Consider the following 15,865-nt stretch of genomic DNA (forward strand, 5'->3'; position numbering starts at 1 on the left):
GTCGGGTTCCGGCCCGGCGGACGCGTCCGCCGGGCCCGTGTTCCGCGGCCGTGGGGCGTGCGCCCTACGCGCCGCTCTCCCGGAGCATGTCCTCGCGCTCGACGATCTTCACCCGGTCGCGGCCCTGCGGCTCGCCCAGCGCCTTCTCCGCGGCGTCCAGCCTGTACCAGCCCTCCCAGGTGGTGAAGCGGATCTCGCGCTCGGCGAGGAACGCGTCCACGGCCTGCGGCTCGGGCGCGGACGGCGTGTGCAGCCGGCCGTTCGCGAAGTCGTCCAGCAGGTTGGACACCGTCTCGTTGGCGTCGCCCTTGGTGTGACCGATCAGACCCACCGGGCCGCGCCGGATCCAGCCGGTGACGTACGTCGACTGCAGATGCGCGCCGCTCTCCTCGATGACCCGGCCGCCCTCGTCCGGGACGGTGCCCGAGTCGAGGTCCCACGGGAGCTTGGGCAGCTTGTCGGAGAGGTAGCCCACCGCACGGTAGACGGCGGTGACGTCCCAGTCGGTGAACTTGCCGGTGCCCTTGACGTTGCCGGTGCCGTCCAGTTCGGTGCGCTCGGTGCGCAGGCCCACGACCCTGCCGTCCTCGCCGAGGATCTCGGTGGGCGATTCGAAGAAGTGCAGGAAGAGCTTGTGCGGCCGGTCGCCGACGTCGCGGATCGCCCAGTTCTCCAGCGTCTTGGCGACCATGTCGGCCTGCTTGTTGCCGCGCCGGGTCTCGATCGAGCCCTCGTCGTAGTCGATGTCCTCGGGGTCGACGATGACCTCGATGTTGGGGGAGTGGTCCAGCTCGCGCAGTTCCATCGGGCTGAACTTCGCCTGCGCCGGGCCGCGCCGGCCGAAGACGTGCACCTCGAGCGCCTTGTTGGCCTTCAGGCCCTCGTAGACGTTCGGCGGGATCTCCGTCGGCAGCAGTTCGTCGGCGGTCTTGGCGAGGATGCGGGCGACGTCCAGGGCGACGTTGCCGACGCCGAGGACGGCGACCTTCTCGGCCTCCAGCGGCCAGGTGCGCGGCACGTCCGGGTGGCCGTCGTACCAGGAGACGAAGTCGGCGGCACCGTAGGAGCCGTCGAGGTCGATCCCGGGGATGGGCAGGGCCCGGTCGGCCATCGCGCCGGTGGAGAAGATCACGGCGTCGTAGAACGAGCGCAGGTCGTCCAGGCTGATGTCGGAGGGATAGTCCACGTTGCCGAACAGCCGGATCTGCGGCTTGTCCAGCACCTGGTGGAGGGCCGTGATGATGCCCTTGATCCGGGGATGGTCGGGGGCGACGCCGTAGCGGATCAGTCCGAACGGCGCGGGCATCCGCTCGAAGAGGTCGATGGACACGCCGGGCTCGGCGGCCACGTCGGACTTGAGCAGTGCGTCGGCGGCGTAGATCCCGGCAGGACCGGCGCCGACGATTGCTACCCGCAGGGGGCGGGGCATGATCGGGTTCCCTTCGAGTGGTGACGAAACGACTCGACGGGAAGCCTAAGCTAAGGCAAGCCTTACCTGGTACCGGGGTCCGGTCTATGGGCCCATAAGGCGATCTTATGCCAAGCATAAGGCGCACCTGGGTGGCGGTGGAGGGCCCCTGGGCGGCCCGGCCGCCGCCGCAGCCGGTCCCGACCGCGCTGCCGGACCCCCGGCCCGCCCGGATCAGCTCCCCGCGCCGGCCTCGCGCCGGCAGTACAGGTACAGATGGGGCTCGGGAACCGCCTCCGGATGCGCCGGCGTGAACACCGTGCTCTGCCGCCGCAGCACGGTCAGTCCCGCGTCGGTCGCGAGCGCGGTGAACTCCTCGGCGCCGAAGCTGGTCACCCGCACCGGCCGGCCCATGAAGACGGCGTCCACGCCCTCGACGTCGAGGGGCACGGTGGCCAGGATCACGTACCCCCCGGGCCGGAGCGCCGCCGTCAGCCGCCGCACCAGGGCGGACTGCTCCGCGCGGGTCATCTGGAGCAGCGAGAAGTACACGCAGACCGCGTCGAAGAACCCCGTCCCGAGCGGCAGTTCCCGGATGTCGGCGCAGCGGAACGTCGCGTCCGGCACCCGCTGCACGGCCAGGTCGACCATCACGGGGGAGAAGTCGACGCCCAGCACCTCGTGGCCGGCCGCGGCCAGCGTGTCGGCGGTGGGCCGGCCGGTGCCGCTGCCCACGTCCAGCACCCTGCTCCCGGGCGCCAGCCGCTCCAGCAGCCACTCCAGCGACTCCCGGTGCGCCTCGGACCCCGCGAACGCCTCCTCGTACCGCGCCCCGATCGCGTCGAACACCTCGGCGCCGCGCGCTCGGTGATCCCCCTCGGTCACATGGATTCCCTTCGCCAGGTGTGCCGGTGCCCGGCATCGTCGCATCCGGAACCCGGGGTGACAACGGGACCCGGCGGGCGGCGTCTAGGGTTCTCACCGTGCCCACCCTGCTGATCGTGCATCACACGCCGTCGCCCAACTGCCAGGCGCTGTTCGAGGCGGTGGTCGACGGCGCGACGGACCCCGACATCGAGAACGTCCGGGTCGTGCGGCGCGCTGCGCTGTCCGCCACGGCGTCCGACGTGCTCGCCGCCGACGGCTATCTGCTCGGCACCCCGGCGAACCTCGGCTACATGTCGGGCGCGCTCAAGCACTTCTTCGACCAGGTGTACTACCCCTGCCTGGACGAGACGCGCGGCCGGCCCTTCGGCTACTACGTCCACGGCGGCAACGACGTCACCGGCGCCGTCCGCGGCATCGAGACGATCACCACCGGTCTCGGCTGGCGGCGCGCGGCCGGCGCGGTCACCGTCACCGGCGAGCCCGGCAGGGCCGACACCGAGGCCTGCCGGGAACTCGGCGCGACGGTGGCCGCCGGGCTCATGGAGCCGTAGCGCTCGTGTCGCGGCGCGTGCCGGCGGAGACGGCGGTCCGGCCGCGCCGCGTACCGGAAGAAGCCGCGGTGTGGCCGAAACCACGTCCCGGATGAGGTTTGGGCCATGTCCTCGCGGTCGGGTCGCGGGCTACCGTTTCCGTCCAGCCCCCCGACCCGCAGGCGAACCGGACGGCCCTCGACGTGCTCGCAGACCTCTCCCCGCTGATAGCGGCCACCACACAGTGGCTGACGTGCGCCTACCCGGCGTCCGGGGGAGCGATGGCCGCCGCCCTGTGCGAGGCGCAGGCACGGCAGGCCGTGACGGTCGCGGCGCGGCTGCGCTACCTGACGCCCATGGACGCCGCGCTGGTCGTCATGGCGGGTCCGGGCGGCTCGGCCCGCCTGGACTGGGTGACCGGCGCGGATACGACCGACGCGGCGGACCCCGACGGGCATGCCTGGCGCACCTGGGTGGACGAGGTCGTGGCGAGCTGGGCGGCCGGGCTGCTCACCGACCCGCAGCTGGCCCGTCTCGCGGTGGCCGCGCTCGCCGAGGACGGCCGGCCGGGCGGCGCGCCCGCCGAGTTCCGGCGGCTGCTCCACCCCGACGAGCGTGACCGGCGGGCCGCGGCCCTGCTGCGCCACCCCGACCTCGTGCTCCCCGTGGCCGAACTGCACCAGGACGGTCTCCTGGACCGCCTGAGCTCCGGGAACCAGCTCGTCGCCTGACGGCCGCACCCGCCCGCGAGGCCGGACGGACCACGGGCCGCGCCCCGCCGGCCCGGGCGGATCACCGCCCGCGCGCCCGGACGGATCACGGTCCGTCCGCCGGGGCGGCCCGCGTGCCCGGACGGGGCACGTCCGCGCCGCCCCGGCCGACCGCGGTCACTGCTCCTTGCCGCGCCCCGTCATCATGTCCCGCAGCCGGTCCACGAGCCCGGCGCCCGGCGCCATCAGCTTGTTCATCGGCGGCTTGTCCGGGGCCGACGGATGTGGCCGGGTCGGCGCCGTCTTCTTCGCCTGGCGCACCTTGTCGCCGAGCTGGTCGAGCGCCTCGGGCGGACAGGCGGCGGCCAGCCTGGGGAAGAGGTTCGCCTCCTCGTCGGCCACATGCATACGGATCTCGCTCATCAGCATGCCGACGAGCCGGTCGAACTCCGGGTCGTCCGCCTCACAGCCCTCCAGATCCTTCATGATCTGCTCGGCGTTGGCGTGGTCCTCCAGCTCCTTGTCGGCGATGGAGTCGCCGTCGGGGACGTGCTCGCGCACGGCCGGGTAGAGATACGCCTCCTCCGCCACCGAGTGCCGCACCAGCTCCATCGTGACCTGATCGGCGTGCAGCTTGCGCTTCTTGTCACCGGGCGGCAGCGCCTCGATCTTGCCGAACAGCTCCTCCACCTCGCGGTGATCGGTCATCAGTTCGTCGATGACGTTTCCACCATGTCCCATGTCTTCCTCGCTTCCGGATGAGCCGGCGGTTCCCTGCGGTCCCGCCTCCGCCTACGGGTGCCCTGCGCGCGCCGCACCGACACGGCCGGTGACATGCCGCCACTCGTACGGCGGCGGGGCCGCGGCCCACCGGCCGCGGCCCCGCCCTCGCCGCTCGTGTCAGACCGCGCCGCGCCAGGCGCCGGTCTCCGTGCCACGCTTCTCGATGAACTCCTTGAAGCGCTTGAGGTCACCGCTGACCTGCCGCTTCACCACACCGAGCTTGTCGCCGACGGTCTCCGTCATGCCGTCGGGATCGAACTCCATCTGGAGCATCACCTTGGTCGTGCCGTCGTCGATCCGGTGGAACGTCACCACGCCCGCCTGCTCGGCCTCCCCGCCGACGGTCGTCCAGGCGACCCGCTCGTCCGGGATCTGCTCGGTGATACGGGCGTCGAACTCCCGCTGGACGCCGCCCACCTTCGTCACCCAGTGGGTCAGCGTGTCCGTGCGCTGCTCGATCCGCTCGACCCCGCCCATGAACTCGGGGAACGACTCGAACTGGGTCCACTGGTTGTAGGCCGTGTGCACCGGGACGTCGACCTTGATGGATTCCTCGACCTTCGACATCGCTTCTCCTTCGCTCTTCGGCTTCCGGACGCTTTCCGGGTACCTGTTCACAGGCGAAGCACTCCTGCCGAATGCGGATCGCCCGACACCGAACGTCGGATCGCCCGGCGCGGGGCGTCGGAGCACCGCGCGCGGGCGCCGTCAGACGCCGCCGTCGCGCTCGATCCGGCGCCGGTCCTGCTCGTCCCACTTGGCGGTGTCGCGCGGCTCGGTGTACGGCTCGGCCTCCGGCGGATGCCCGCCCGCGATGGCCCGCTGGCGCGCCGTCTCGGCGTCGAACTCCAGCCCCAGCAGGATCGCCAGATTGCTGATCCACAGCCAGATCAGGAAGACGATGACGCCCGCCATGGTGCCGTACGTCTTGTTGTACGAGGCGAAGTTGGCGACGTAGAAGGCGAAGCCGGCCGAGGCGACCAGCCAGATCACCAGGGCGAGGAAGCTGCCCGGGGTGATCCACCGCCAGCCGCGCACCTTGGCGTTGGGGCTCGCCCAGTACAGCAGCGCGATCATCAGGGTGACCAGGACGACCAGCACCGGCCACTTCGCGATCGACCACACGGTGAGCGCGGTGTCGCCGACGCCGAGGATCTCCCCGGCCTCCTTCGCCAGCCCGCCGGTGAAGACCACGATGAGCGCGCTGATCACGGCCATGACCATCAGCACGACGGTCACACCGAGCCGCACCGGGAGGATCTTCCACGCCGGTCGCCCCTCGGGCATGTCGTAGACCGCGTTCGAGGCGCGCATGAACGCGGCGACGAAGCCGGAGGCGGACCACACGGCCAGCACCAGACCGACGACGGCCATGATCGAGCCGATGCCGGAGTTGTTCTGGAGCTGTTCCACGGCCCGGGTGATGATGTCGCGCGCCGGGCCGGGGGCGAGTTTCTCGACGTTCTCCAGCACCCGGTCCGTGGTGGACTTGCCGGCCAGGCCCAGCAGGGACACCAGCACCAGCAGCGCCGGGAACAGCGCCAGCACCCCGTAGTACGTCAGCGCCGCGGCGCGGTCGGTCAGCTCGTCGTCCTTGAACTCGCGCACACTGCCCTTGAGCACCGCGAGCCAGGAACGCTTCGACAGGTGGGCCGGAGTGTCGGGCGCCGCCCGCTCCACCTCGGGCCCCGGACCGGCCTCCTCGGGCGAGGGGTTCGGGTCGACGCGGTGTTCCTTGCGCCCAGGAAGATGCAGCTTTGCCATGGGGGCCGAGTAACCGCTCGGCCGCGCTTCAAGCAGCGGTGCCGTGGCTCCGGTCCGAACCACGACACCCCGACGAGGCCGGGTCCAACGGCGCCGGCGTCGTCTGCTCCCCAGGTACCCAGCGGGTGGCCGGTCCACCGGCCCCGTCCCCGGATGCCGACTCCCCGGTGGCCGACGCCCTCAGCCCTTGCGGCCGTCGGCCTCGAGGCGGATCGTGCGGGCGACCTCGCGGAGCTTGACGTTGTGCGTCTGGGAGATGCGGCGCAGCACGTCGAAGGCCTCGTCCTCGCTGAGCCGGTGGCGTTCGCGCAGGATGCCCATCGCCTCGCCGATCGCGTGCCGGCTGTCCAGGGCCTGCTCCAGCTGGTCCACCGTGCGGGCGGCGGCCAGCGCGACGGCGGCGTGCGAGGCGAGGACCAGGCCGGCGGTCTCGCTCTGAGCCGTGAACGCGCCGGGGCGGCGGGAGTAGACGTTGAGGGCGCCGTAGTCCTCGTCGCGGGTGTAGAGCAGGAAGCCCATCATGCTGCCCACGCCCAGGTCACGGGCGGCGGGCGCGTACCGGGGCCAGTCCGGCTGGGGCCGGGTCAGGTCGGCGATGCGGAACATCCGCTCGCCGTCGGTGCGCCGGGCCGCGTCGAAGCAGGGGCCCTCGCACAGCTCGCCCTGCAGCCGGTCGGAGTCCTCGACCATCTCGCCGTACGCCGAGAGAGTGACCACCTCGCCCTTGCGCAGCGCCAGGACGCCGGCGGCGTCGCAGCCCTCCAGCAGTCCCACGGCCTGCACGCTGATCGCGTCGAGCGTCTCCTGCGTGGAGTCCTTCGCCAGCAGATCCCGGGCGAAGGCGGCCATCCGTTCGGCGAACTCGCGCCAGTCCATCCCTGTCCACCACCCGCCCGTCGGTGTGCCGGCCCGGCCGACGGACCGGCCGACCGTGACCGCAGCCTACCTCCCGGACCCCGCACCGTCCGGCGCCATGAATTCGGCGACCGGGTCCGCGGGCGGTGTCAGCGCCGGGCGGCGTGCCCGGGGGCCTGGCGCGGGACCGTGCGCTCGCCGTGGCGGGCGGGGCGGGCGGCCCAGTCCAGGCGCAGGATGGCCAGGTCGTCCGTGTGGCGCTCGGCGTTGAGGCCGCGGGCCCGGCCGATCACCGCGTCGAGGTGCTTGCCCGGGTCGGACTCCCGGGTCTCCTCCAGGATGCGCAGCAGCCCGTCGACTCCGAGCCGCTCCTCGCCGCCGTCCCGGTAGCCCTCGATCAGGCCGTCGGTGTACGCGATCAGCGTGCCGGTGGGCGGGAGCTGCAGGGTCACGGACGGCCACTGGCCGAGGCCCGGCACGATGCCGAGGGCGACACCGTGCGGCGCCTCCAGGACACGGGCGCCGTCGGGGCCGACGAGCAGCGGTTCGTGGTGGCCGACCAGGTGCAGCCGCACCGTCGCGGCGTGCGGATCGAGGGTGATGAGCGTGCAGGTGGTGAACAGGTCGCTGCCGGTGCGTTCGGCGGTGTGGATCTGCTCCAGCAGGCGCAGCAGCTCCTGGTCGCGGTGGCCGCCGAGGGTGAGGGAGCGCCACGCGATGCGCAGACAGACCCCGAGCGCGGCGGCGTCGGGGCCGTGCCCGCTGACGTCGCCGATGATCGCGTGGACCTGTCCGTCGTCGGTCTGCACGACGTCGAGGAAGTCACCGCCGAGCAGGGCCTGCTCCCGGCCGGGCAGATAGCGGCTGGTGGCGCTGACGACGGGGGAGGAGAGGATCGGCGTCGGCAGCAGTCCGCGCTCCAGCCGGGCGTTCTCCTGGGCGCGCAGCCGGCCCACCTGGAGGGCCGCGTTGGCCCGCTCGGCCTGCTTGCGCTGGACGGCGTAGCGCACGGCCCGCTGCAGCAGGTCTGGCTCGACCTTGCCCTTGATGAGATAGTCCTGGGCGCCGGCGGCCAGCGCCTCGACGCCGGCGTGCGGCTCGGCGAGGCCGGTCAGGACGATGACCGCGGCGTGCGTGTCGGTGTGCTGGATCGCCTCGACGGTGCCGAGCCCGGACGCGTCCGGCAGATGCAGGTCGAGCAGCACGCAGTCGAAGTGGCGCACCGCCAGCTCGGCGCGCGCCGCGGCGAGCGTTCTGCACCGCACGAGCGCGTACCGGAGGTCGGTGTCGGACAGCAGCTCCTCCACCAGCAGCGCGTCGCCGTCGTCGTCCTCGACGAGTGCGATGCGCAGGGGTGGCGTCTGTCCCACGGATGCCTGTGTCACGGGTGTGCCTCTCGCGCGCCGTCCGCCGCCGGATGCTCGGCGGAGTGCTCAACGGGAAGGGTGAACACGACGCGGGTGCCGGTCGTGTGACCAGGGTCGATCCGGATGTTCCCGCCGTGGAACTCCACGACCTTCTTGCACATGGCCAGCCCGATTCCGGTGCCCGGGTAGGCGTCCCTGGTGTGCAGCCGCTGGAAGATGACGAACACCTTCTCCTGGAACTCCGGATCGATGCCTATGCCGTTGTCGGCGACGGCGAACTCCCAGAAGTCGTCCGCGCGCTCGACGGTGATCCGGATCTCCGGCGGCACGTCGGGGCGGCGGAACTTGATCGAGTTGGAGAGCAGGTTCTGCCAGAGCATGCCGAGCTGGGTGGCGTCGCCGACGACGGTGGGCAGCGGGTCGTGGGCGATCCGGGCGCCGTTCTCCTCGACGGCCACGCTGAGGGTGTCCAGGGTGCGGTCGACGATCTGGGCGAGGTCGACCAGCGCGTGGTCGTTGTGCACGCGGCCCACCCGGGAGAAGGCGAGCAGGTCGTTGATGAGGACCTGCATGCGGTTGGCGCCGTCCACGGCGAAGTCGATGTACTGGTCGGCCCGCTCGTCCAGCTGCCCGCCGTAGCGGCGCTGCAGCAGCTGGGTGAAGCTCGACACCTTGCGCAGGGGCTCCTGGAGGTCGTGCGAGGCGACGTAGGCGAACTGCTCCAGCTCGGTGTTGGAGCGCTTGAGGTCGGTCGCCTGCTCGTCCAGCAGCCGCCGGGAGCGCTCGCTGAACTCCAGCTCCGCCAGCAGCCGGCGGCGCATCGACTCCACGTCGGCGCCCAGCTGACGCAGGTCGGCCGGACCGGTCACGGTGATCGGCCGGTCGAAGCGGCCGCTGCCGACCTCCCGCGCCCCGTGCGCGAGCAGGGCCAGCGGCGCGCTGATGCCCCGTCGCAGCGCCTCGAACACCAGGACGGCGGTGAGGGCGATGACGGCCGCGATCACGGCGAGCGCCGCGTTGCGCACGGTCAGCGCCCGGCGCAGGTCGTCCCGGGCGGCCGACTGCTCCTGCTGGAGATGTTCCTGCTGCCGGGCCATGGCGTCGCGCAGGGCGTCGAACGCCGTGTTGCCCGCGGTGGCGCGCCGCTCGGCCAGCGGCAGCGCCTCCTCGGGGTCCGCCTGCGCTATGGGCCGCGCCCACTGCTCCTGCCAGCGGTCCGCGAGCCGGCGCACGGTGGCGAGGTCCGCCCGGCCCCGCGGGTCGTCCGCGGTGAGCCGGTCGAGCCGGTCGAGCGCGGTCCGCTCGTCGGTCACGCCCTGCCGGTACGGCTGGAGGAAGTCGCGCCGTCCGGACAGGCCGTAGCCGCGGACCCCGGTCTCCTGGTTGACCAGGGCCGTCTCCAGCCGCACGGCGTACGTCAGCGCGGGCGACCGGCGCTCCACGAGCTGGTCGGTCAGGTCCGAGGTGCGGGACATCGCCCAGGCGCCCAGGGAGCCCAGTACCGCGAGGACGGCCAGGGTGACCGCGACGCTCACCCGCAGCCAGCGGCGAGTGGTCCAGCCGGCGACCCGGGAGGCGGCCCTGGACGACTGCTCACTCATCACGACCTGCGTAGCTCCTCGTCCTCGACACGACCGCGGCGGCGCGGCGCACCCGGCGGAACGCCCACCATACACATCCGGTGACAACGGTTGTTGTCGGCAGGTGCGGCGGCGCTTAGGGTAGTGGCATGTCTGCCTCCCACTTCCCCCTGCCCATGAACGACGGGGAGATGACCGATCTCGTGATCGAAGTGGTGGACGAAGTGGCCCGCCGGATCGCGCGACGTGCCGTGGACGTGCCCGGCGGCACGGACGACGCGGTCGTCGCGGCACGCCGGCAGGCCCTCGCTCGGCTCCAGGTGCTCATCCAGGTCGAGCGGGCGGCTCAGCTCCTGGAGCATCACGCGGCCAGGGCCGCGGCGGCGGCCGGCGCGGGTTATCCCGAGATCGGCCGGGCGTCGAGCATGAGCCGTCAGGGAGCCCGGCGCCGCTGGCCGGGCCTGATCACCAGCAGCACCCCCCGTCACACTCCTTCTCCAGTCCCCCGGAGTTCATAGTCATGGTCGTCTCCGACACCACTCGCCCCTACGACGTGCTGCTGGTCGAGGATGACATCGCCGACGCGATGCTCATCCAGGACGCTCTCGCCGATCGCGGCGCCCGCAACCTCACCCAGGTGGCCGACGGGGTCGAAGCCCTCGAATACCTGCGCGACCCCGGCAAGCAGCGCCCCGACCTGATCGTCCTCGACCTCAACATGCCCCGCATGAACGGCCGCGAGTTCCTGGCCGTGGTCAAGGAGGACGCCGAGCTGTGCACCATCCCGGTGGTGGTGCTGACCACCTCCGCGGCGCCGGACGACGTCTCGGGCGCCTACCGCCACCACGCCAACGCCTACGTGACCAAGCCGGTCAACCTGGAGGAGTTCGAGGAGGCGGTGCGCAGCATCGACACCTTCTACCTGGACGTCGCCGTCAAGCCGCCGCGGGAGGCGTAACCCCGGCGGAGGCGGGGCTGGGCCGACCGGAGCAGCGCCGGCGGGCCGGGGGCGGGCGGACGGCGGAGGCTGGGCGGCAGGATCGCCCAGCGCCCAGGAGCCGCCATGCCGCGCCGTCCCGCCTCCCGCCGTCCCGTACCGGAGTCCCGCCCGGCCCCGGAGTTCCGTCCGGCTCCGGAGCCTCGTCCCGTTCCGTCTCCGCCGCCCATCCCGTCTCGTACCGCCGTCCCGTTTCCTCCTTCCGGCCCGTCCGCCCCGCCCGGCCCGCCTCGCCGTCCGGGGCCGTCCCGGCGCGCCCGTGTGCGAGCGGCCTGCGTGCTCGCGCTCTGCCTGGCCTCCCTGTGCCCGGCGGCCGTGAGCACGGCGGCGACGCCCGCCCCGCCGCCCGTCCCGCCCGCGGAGCAGGCGCTCCAGCGGCGGATCGCCGATCTCGTCCGCGGCGCCGGCGGCCCGCCGGGCGTGATCGCCGTCCTCCAGCGGGACGGTGAGCGGCGGGTGCTGCGCGCCGGAGTCGCCGACCTCGCCACCGGCCGCCCGCCCCGCCCCGGCGACCACATGCGCATCGCCAGTGTCGCCAAGGCCTTCAGCGGGGCCGTCGCCCTCACCCTGGTCGACCGCGGGCGCCTGAGCCTGGACGACACCCTGGGCCGGAGGCTGCCGCGGCTGCCGAGGGCCTGGTCCGCCGTGACCCTGCGGCAGCTCCTGCACCACACCAGCGGGCTGCCCGACTTCAGCGAGGACCCCCGGTTCCTCGCCGACGTCACCGCCGACCCGCGCCGCCGCTTCGACTCCCGCCGCCTGCTCGACTACGTCGCGGACGAGCCCCTGCGCTTCCCGCCGGGCAGCCGCTACCGCTACTCCAACTCCGACAACATCGCCGTCGCCCTCATGGCGGAGGCGGCCACCGGCACGACGTACGAACAACTCCTCGCCGACCTGGTCCACCGCCCTCTCGGCCTGCGCCGGACCAGCCTCCCGCAGGACCACCGGATGCCCGAGCCGTATCTGCACGGCTACGACGTCACCCCGCCGCCCCCGCAGGACGTGAGCGAGGTCCTCGGCGCCTCCGGCGTCTGGGCGTCCGGCGGGATCGTCTCCACGCCCGCCGACATGAACCGCTTCGTCCGCGCCTACGCCGGGGGAGCGCTGTACGGCGAGGACGTGCTGCGCGCCCAGCGGCGGTGGATCCCCGGCGCCTCCCAGCCCGCGGGCCCCGGCCGCAACTCCGCCGGACTGGCGATCTTCCGGTACGCGACACGCTGCGGCACCGTCCTCGGCCACACCGGCAACTTCCCCGGCTACACCCAGCTGATCGCCGCCACCCCGGACGGCCGCCGCTCGCTGACCTTCTCCGTCACCGCCCAGATCAACGAGACCACCGCACCGGAGCAGGTCGCGCGGTTGCGGGCGGTCCAGGAGGACGCCGTCTGCGCCCTGCTCGACCGGCGGGCGATGACCGGGTGAACGGGCCGGAAAGTCATGTGGTTATCATCTGAGCGCCACCTAGCTCGAAAGATGGACCTGTGACTGTCAACGACGACTCGTTCACGAATTGGAAGCACCGCGAGGAGATCGCGGAGGCGATGATCCCGATCATCGGGAAGCTGCAGCGCGAGCGGGACGTGACCGTCCTGCTGCACAGCCGCTCCTTGGTGAACAAGTCGGTGGTCAGCATCCTCAAGACCCATCGGTTCGCCCGCCAGATCGCCGGCGCGGAGCTCTCGGTCACCGAGACCATGCCGTTCCTGCAGACCCTCACCACCCTCGATCTCGGCCCCTCGCAGATCGACATCGGCATGCTCGCCGAGACCTACCGCGCCGACGGCCGGGGTCTTTCCGTGGCGGAGTTCACCGCCGAGGCCGTCGCCGGCGCCACCGGCGTCCACAAGATCGAGCGCCGCGAGCCGCGCGACGTCGTCCTCTACGGCTTCGGCCGCATCGGCCGGCTCCTGGCCCGGCTGCTCATCGAGAAGGCCGGCTCCGGCAACGGACTGCGGCTGCGCGCCGTGGTCGTGCGCAACAGCGGCGCCCAGGACCTCGTGAAGCGTGCCTCCCTGCTGCGCCGGGACTCCATCCACGGCCAGTTCCAGGGCACCATCACCGTCGATGAGGCGAACAGCCGGATCATCGCCAACGGCAACGTGATCCAGGTCATCTACTGCGACGACCCCACGACGGTCGACTACACGGCGTACGGCATCGACAACGCCATCCTCATCGACAACACCGGCAGATGGCGCGACCGCGAGGGCCTGTCCCAGCACCTGCGGCCCGGCGTCGACAAGGTCGTGCTCACCGCGCCGGGAAAGGGGGACGTCCCCAACATCGTGCACGGCGTCAACCACGACGCCATCGAGCCGGACGAGCGGATCCTGTCCTGCGCCTCCTGCACCACCAACGCGATCGTGCCGCCGCTGAAGGCGATGGCCGACGAGTACGGCGTGCTGCGCGGCCACGTCGAGACCGTCCACTCGTTCACCAACGACCAGAACCTGCTGGACAACTACCACAAGTCCGACCGCCGGGGCCGCTCCGCGCCGCTCAACATGGTCATCACCGAGACCGGCGCCGCCTCCGCCGTCGCCAAGGCGCTGCCCGACCTCAAGGCGAGGATCACCGGCAGCTCGATCCGCGTCCCGGTCCCGGACGTCTCGATCGCCATCCTCAATCTCCAGCTCGCCCGCGAGACCACCCGCGAGGAGGTCCTCGACCATCTGCGCGAGGTCTCGCTGACGTCGTCGCTCAAGCGCCAGATCGACTTCATCACCGCTCCCGACGCCGTCTCCAGCGACTTCATCGGCTCGCGGCACGCCTCGATCGTGGACGCCGGCGCGACCAAGGTGGAGGGGGACAACGCGATCCTCTACCTCTGGTACGACAACGAGTTCGGCTACTCCTGCCAGGTGGTCCGCGTGGTGCAGCACGTCTCCGGCGTGGAGTACCCGACGTTCCCGGCGCCGGTGGCCTGACCCGGCCCGGGTTGCGGGCCGGGCCCGGGCGCGGACGATGGAGAGGGGCCGCCCGACGAGTGCGGGCACGCCCGCGTTCCCCCGAGGAGGGTGTCATGGCCAGGGACGACCGGGACGACACGAACCGTTCCGTGGACAAGTGGGCGGACGAGCTGGTGAGCAGCCGGGAGCGGGGAATGGACCGCCGGCAGGCCCGGAAGTTCGTCCGGAACGTCTACGAGGCGGCCCAGAAGGACCTCACCGAACGGAACGCGCAGGCGGAGTACGAGCGCGAGGAGTGAGCCGCCGTGCCTGATCGGCTGCCGAGCGGGTAGCCGGACTCGCGAGGCGGTGGAACGCGCCGCCGCCCGGGGAGGGAGGAGAGACCATGCCCATCCTTCAGCGCATCAAGGAGTTCGCCCGCAGCCCGCAGGGGCAGCGGACGATCGGCCAGGCCCGCCGCGCCGCCGCCGACCCGCGCAAGCGGGCCCAGGCGCAGCGCCTGCTGTCCCGGCTGCGCAAGCGGCCCTGACCGCGGGCTCCGGCCGGCACCGGACGGACACGCCGGACACACGACGGACCGGCGCGGGTGATCATCACCCGCGCCGGTCCGTCGTGTCCGGGGCGCCGCCGCCCGCCCGTGCGTCGCCACCAGTTCCGCGGACGATTCTCCGCCGTTCACCTGCGCTCGCCAGGATCCGCCATGGGCATGTAGTGCATCGTCCGGCATGCCTCTCACTCGGTGCGATCGGGGAGGGCGGTCGTTCATGTGCCCAGCACAGCGGCGAAGACGGCCCGGCGGACCCGGCGGACGGAGGCTCGCGGGAGTGGGCCTGGCCGCGCTGCTCCTCGTGGCCGGAATCGGCGACAGCCTGTCCCGGGAGCTGCTGCTGTCGCTGCTGAGCTTCAACGTGGGCGTCGAGGCGGCCCAGCTCGGCGTGATCGCCGCGGTGTTCCCGCCGCTCCTGCTGGTGCGCCGGACCGCCGCCCGGCGCTGGGTGCCGCCCGCCCTGACCGCGGCGATCGTGCTCGTCGGCCTCTACTGGTTCTGGGACCGGATCGCCGTCGCCGTCTGAGCGCGCGACGCGGAGGCTCCGGCGGCCGGGTAAAGTGACAAACCGAATTATTCACCCAAAAGGGACGCCGTTCCCGTGGGAGCGACCGATGTTCCGCAAGCGCCCGTCCCAGGACGGCGACGAGCTGCTCGCCAGGCTGGGCTCCCTGACGGCCCGGGCCCGCGAGCGCGCGGAATTCCAGCGGTCCCGGGTCGAGCTGGCCATAGCCCTGCAGCGCGGGATGCTCCCGGCCGACCTGCCCACCACCCCCCGCTTCCATCTGGCGGCGCGCTATGTCCCCGCCTGCTTCGGGCTGAACGTCGGCGGCGACTGGTACGACGCCTTCCCGCTGCCCGACGGGCGCCTGGGGCTCTCGATCGGCGACGTCCAGGGCCACAACATAGAGGCGGCCGCGTTCATGGGGCAGGTGCGGGTCGGCCTGCGCGCCCTGGCCTCCGTCACCAGCGACCCCGGAGACCTGCTCGCCGTCACGAACGACCTGATCATGACCCTCGGCACGGACCTCTTCGCCACCTGCACCTTCATGCGGCTCGACCCGGCCACCGGGGTGCTGGAGAGCGCGCGGGCCGGGCACCTGCCGATGATCTGGGCCACCGCGGACGGCAAGTCCGGCGTCGCCGACGACGAGGGCGGCCCGCCCCTCGGCATCCAGGAGGGCACGACGTATCCGGTGACCCGCTACCGCCTCACCACCGGCGGCGTCTTCGTCCTGCTCACCGACGGTGTCGTGGAAGGCCCCCACCTCAGCCTCGATGAGGGCCTCGACCAGGTCGTCCGCCTCGCGGGCATCGCCGCCGTCGCCCGGATGGACCCCGACGCCCTCGCCGCGGCCGTCATCAGGGGCGCCGAGCGGGTGGGGCACGAGGACGACGCCGCGGTCCTCGTGGTCGGCCACGACGACGCGGACGCCCGGTTTTCGGGCCCCTGACCGCCCCACGGGCCCGCCGTGACGGGTCGCCTGTCCGCCCCGCTCGCCTCGCACGGACGGCGCGGGCGGT

18 protein-coding genes are annotated in these 15,865 nt (G+C 72.5%); 10 read left to right on the forward strand and 8 right to left on the reverse strand.

Translation table 11 applies throughout. From position 1 onward, the window contains the following. Positions 1-64 precede the first annotated feature (64 nt). Together ACZ6KF_RS21055 and ACZ6KF_RS21060 are read right to left on the reverse strand one after the other, a co-directional pair. On the reverse strand, positions 65-1,429 hold the full coding sequence (locus tag ACZ6KF_RS21055) for an FAD-dependent oxidoreductase (RefSeq protein ID WP_469157786.1): 1,365 nt from the start codon (positions 1,427-1,429) through the stop codon (positions 65-67). Between the two features lie 213 nt (positions 1,430-1,642). Next, a complete protein-coding gene (locus ACZ6KF_RS21060) occupies positions 1,643-2,338 on the reverse strand; it encodes a class I SAM-dependent methyltransferase (RefSeq protein WP_469157785.1) in 696 nt (231 codons plus the stop codon). A gap of 53 nt (positions 2,339-2,391) precedes the next feature. Between ACZ6KF_RS21060 and ACZ6KF_RS21065 the strand changes: the two genes are divergently transcribed. Together ACZ6KF_RS21065 and ACZ6KF_RS21070 are read left to right on the forward strand one after the other, a co-directional pair. Beyond that, positions 2,392-2,847 (forward strand): flavodoxin family protein, encoded by a 456-nt coding sequence (locus ACZ6KF_RS21065; protein ID WP_356636683.1) that lies wholly within the window; start codon positions 2,392-2,394, stop codon positions 2,845-2,847. 182 nt (positions 2,848-3,029) lie between these two features. After that, positions 3,030-3,557 (forward strand): hypothetical protein, encoded by a 528-nt coding sequence (locus ACZ6KF_RS21070; RefSeq protein WP_469239594.1) that lies wholly within the window; start codon positions 3,030-3,032, stop codon positions 3,555-3,557. A 156-nt stretch (positions 3,558-3,713) separates the two neighbouring features. Here the strand turns inward: ACZ6KF_RS21070 and ACZ6KF_RS21075 are convergent, their stop codons facing one another. From ACZ6KF_RS21075 to ACZ6KF_RS21100, 6 genes are all read right to left on the reverse strand, one after another. Further along, positions 3,714-4,277: a hemerythrin domain-containing protein gene (locus tag ACZ6KF_RS21075; protein WP_356636687.1), complete on the reverse strand. Its 564-nt coding sequence runs from the start codon at positions 4,275-4,277 to the stop codon at positions 3,714-3,716. Positions 4,278-4,436: 159 nt separating this feature from the next. After that, on the reverse strand, positions 4,437-4,886 hold the full coding sequence (locus ACZ6KF_RS21080) for an SRPBCC family protein (protein ID WP_469174952.1): 450 nt from the start codon (positions 4,884-4,886) through the stop codon (positions 4,437-4,439). Positions 4,887-5,027: 141 nt separating this feature from the next. Further along, positions 5,028-6,083 carry a YihY/virulence factor BrkB family protein gene (locus ACZ6KF_RS21085; RefSeq protein WP_469239596.1) on the reverse strand — a complete coding sequence of 352 codons (1,056 nt, stop codon included), beginning with the start codon at positions 6,081-6,083 and terminating at the stop codon, positions 5,028-5,030. Between the two features lie 180 nt (positions 6,084-6,263). Next, positions 6,264-6,959, reverse strand: a complete 696-nt coding sequence (locus tag ACZ6KF_RS21090) for a GAF and ANTAR domain-containing protein (RefSeq protein WP_356636693.1) — start codon at positions 6,957-6,959, stop codon at positions 6,264-6,266. Positions 6,960-7,087: 128 nt separating this feature from the next. Continuing rightward, on the reverse strand, positions 7,088-8,323 hold the full coding sequence (locus ACZ6KF_RS21095; protein ID WP_469174950.1) for a PP2C family protein-serine/threonine phosphatase: 1,236 nt from the start codon (positions 8,321-8,323) through the stop codon (positions 7,088-7,090). Next, positions 8,320-9,906, reverse strand: a complete 1,587-nt coding sequence (locus ACZ6KF_RS21100; RefSeq protein ID WP_469239598.1) for a sensor histidine kinase — start codon at positions 9,904-9,906, stop codon at positions 8,320-8,322. Before ACZ6KF_RS21100 ends, ACZ6KF_RS21095 begins: the two co-directional genes overlap by 4 nt. Positions 9,907-10,034: 128 nt before the next feature. On the opposite strand from ACZ6KF_RS21100, the gene ACZ6KF_RS21105 reads away from it, so the two are divergent. The 8 genes from ACZ6KF_RS21105 to ACZ6KF_RS21140 all read left to right on the forward strand — a co-directional run bounded on the left by ACZ6KF_RS21105 (position 10,035) and on the right by ACZ6KF_RS21140 (position 15,795). Then, a complete protein-coding gene (locus ACZ6KF_RS21105; RefSeq protein ID WP_356636699.1) occupies positions 10,035-10,403 on the forward strand; it encodes a hypothetical protein in 369 nt (122 codons plus the stop codon). 2 nt (positions 10,404-10,405) lie between these two features. Beyond that, on the forward strand, positions 10,406-10,843 hold the full coding sequence (locus ACZ6KF_RS21110; protein WP_356636701.1) for a response regulator: 438 nt from the start codon (positions 10,406-10,408) through the stop codon (positions 10,841-10,843). Positions 10,844-11,158: 315 nt separating this feature from the next. Continuing rightward, positions 11,159-12,307: a serine hydrolase domain-containing protein gene (locus ACZ6KF_RS21115; RefSeq protein ID WP_469239600.1), complete on the forward strand. Its 1,149-nt coding sequence runs from the start codon at positions 11,159-11,161 to the stop codon at positions 12,305-12,307. Between the two features lie 59 nt (positions 12,308-12,366). Then, positions 12,367-13,812 carry a glyceraldehyde-3-phosphate dehydrogenase gene (locus ACZ6KF_RS21120; RefSeq protein ID WP_356636703.1) on the forward strand — a complete coding sequence of 482 codons (1,446 nt, stop codon included), beginning with the start codon at positions 12,367-12,369 and terminating at the stop codon, positions 13,810-13,812. Between the two features lie 95 nt (positions 13,813-13,907). Next, complete coding sequence (locus ACZ6KF_RS21125) at positions 13,908-14,093, forward strand: hypothetical protein (protein ID WP_356636705.1); 186 nt, start codon at positions 13,908-13,910, stop codon at positions 14,091-14,093. 86 nt (positions 14,094-14,179) lie between these two features. Then, positions 14,180-14,323 carry a hypothetical protein gene (locus ACZ6KF_RS21130; RefSeq protein ID WP_356636707.1) on the forward strand — a complete coding sequence of 48 codons (144 nt, stop codon included), beginning with the start codon at positions 14,180-14,182 and terminating at the stop codon, positions 14,321-14,323. Positions 14,324-14,618: 295 nt separating this feature from the next. After that, the gene (locus ACZ6KF_RS21135) at positions 14,619-14,867 is read left to right on the forward strand and encodes a HupE/UreJ family protein (protein WP_469239602.1); all 249 of its coding nucleotides are present in this window, start codon (positions 14,619-14,621) and stop codon (positions 14,865-14,867) included. Positions 14,868-14,955: 88 nt separating this feature from the next. Then, positions 14,956-15,795, forward strand: coding sequence for a PP2C family protein-serine/threonine phosphatase (locus tag ACZ6KF_RS21140; RefSeq protein WP_469239604.1), 840 nt, complete (start codon positions 14,956-14,958; stop codon positions 15,793-15,795). Positions 15,796-15,865 lie beyond the last annotated feature (70 nt).

This window comes from Streptomyces sp. NPDC046379, from assembly GCF_055587785.1.

What these genes read in the sequence shown, in the direction of transcription:
- ACZ6KF_RS21055 (WP_469157786.1), bottom strand. Translation starts at nt 1,429, where the DNA reads ATGCCCCGCCCCCTGCGGGTAGCAATCGTCGGCGCCGGTCCTGCCGGG.
- ACZ6KF_RS21060 (WP_469157785.1), bottom strand. Translation starts at nt 2,338, where the DNA reads ATGCGACGATGCCGGGCACCGGCACACCTGGCGAAGGGAATCCATGTG.
- ACZ6KF_RS21075 (WP_356636687.1), bottom strand. Translation starts at nt 4,277, where the DNA reads ATGGGACATGGTGGAAACGTCATCGACGAACTGATGACCGATCACCGC.
- ACZ6KF_RS21080 (WP_469174952.1), bottom strand. Translation starts at nt 4,886, where the DNA reads ATGTCGAAGGTCGAGGAATCCATCAAGGTCGACGTCCCGGTGCACACG.
- ACZ6KF_RS21085 (WP_469239596.1), bottom strand. Translation starts at nt 6,083, where the DNA reads ATGGCAAAGCTGCATCTTCCTGGGCGCAAGGAACACCGCGTCGACCCG.
- ACZ6KF_RS21090 (WP_356636693.1), bottom strand. Translation starts at nt 6,959, where the DNA reads ATGGACTGGCGCGAGTTCGCCGAACGGATGGCCGCCTTCGCCCGGGAT.
- ACZ6KF_RS21100 (WP_469239598.1), bottom strand. Translation starts at nt 9,906, where the DNA reads ATGAGTGAGCAGTCGTCCAGGGCCGCCTCCCGGGTCGCCGGCTGGACC.
- ACZ6KF_RS21105 (WP_356636699.1), top strand. Translation starts at nt 10,035, where the DNA reads ATGTCTGCCTCCCACTTCCCCCTGCCCATGAACGACGGGGAGATGACC.
- ACZ6KF_RS21110 (WP_356636701.1), top strand. Translation starts at nt 10,406, where the DNA reads ATGGTCGTCTCCGACACCACTCGCCCCTACGACGTGCTGCTGGTCGAG.
- ACZ6KF_RS21125 (WP_356636705.1), top strand. Translation starts at nt 13,908, where the DNA reads ATGGCCAGGGACGACCGGGACGACACGAACCGTTCCGTGGACAAGTGG.
- ACZ6KF_RS21130 (WP_356636707.1), top strand. Translation starts at nt 14,180, where the DNA reads ATGCCCATCCTTCAGCGCATCAAGGAGTTCGCCCGCAGCCCGCAGGGG.
- ACZ6KF_RS21140 (WP_469239604.1), top strand. Translation starts at nt 14,956, where the DNA reads ATGTTCCGCAAGCGCCCGTCCCAGGACGGCGACGAGCTGCTCGCCAGG.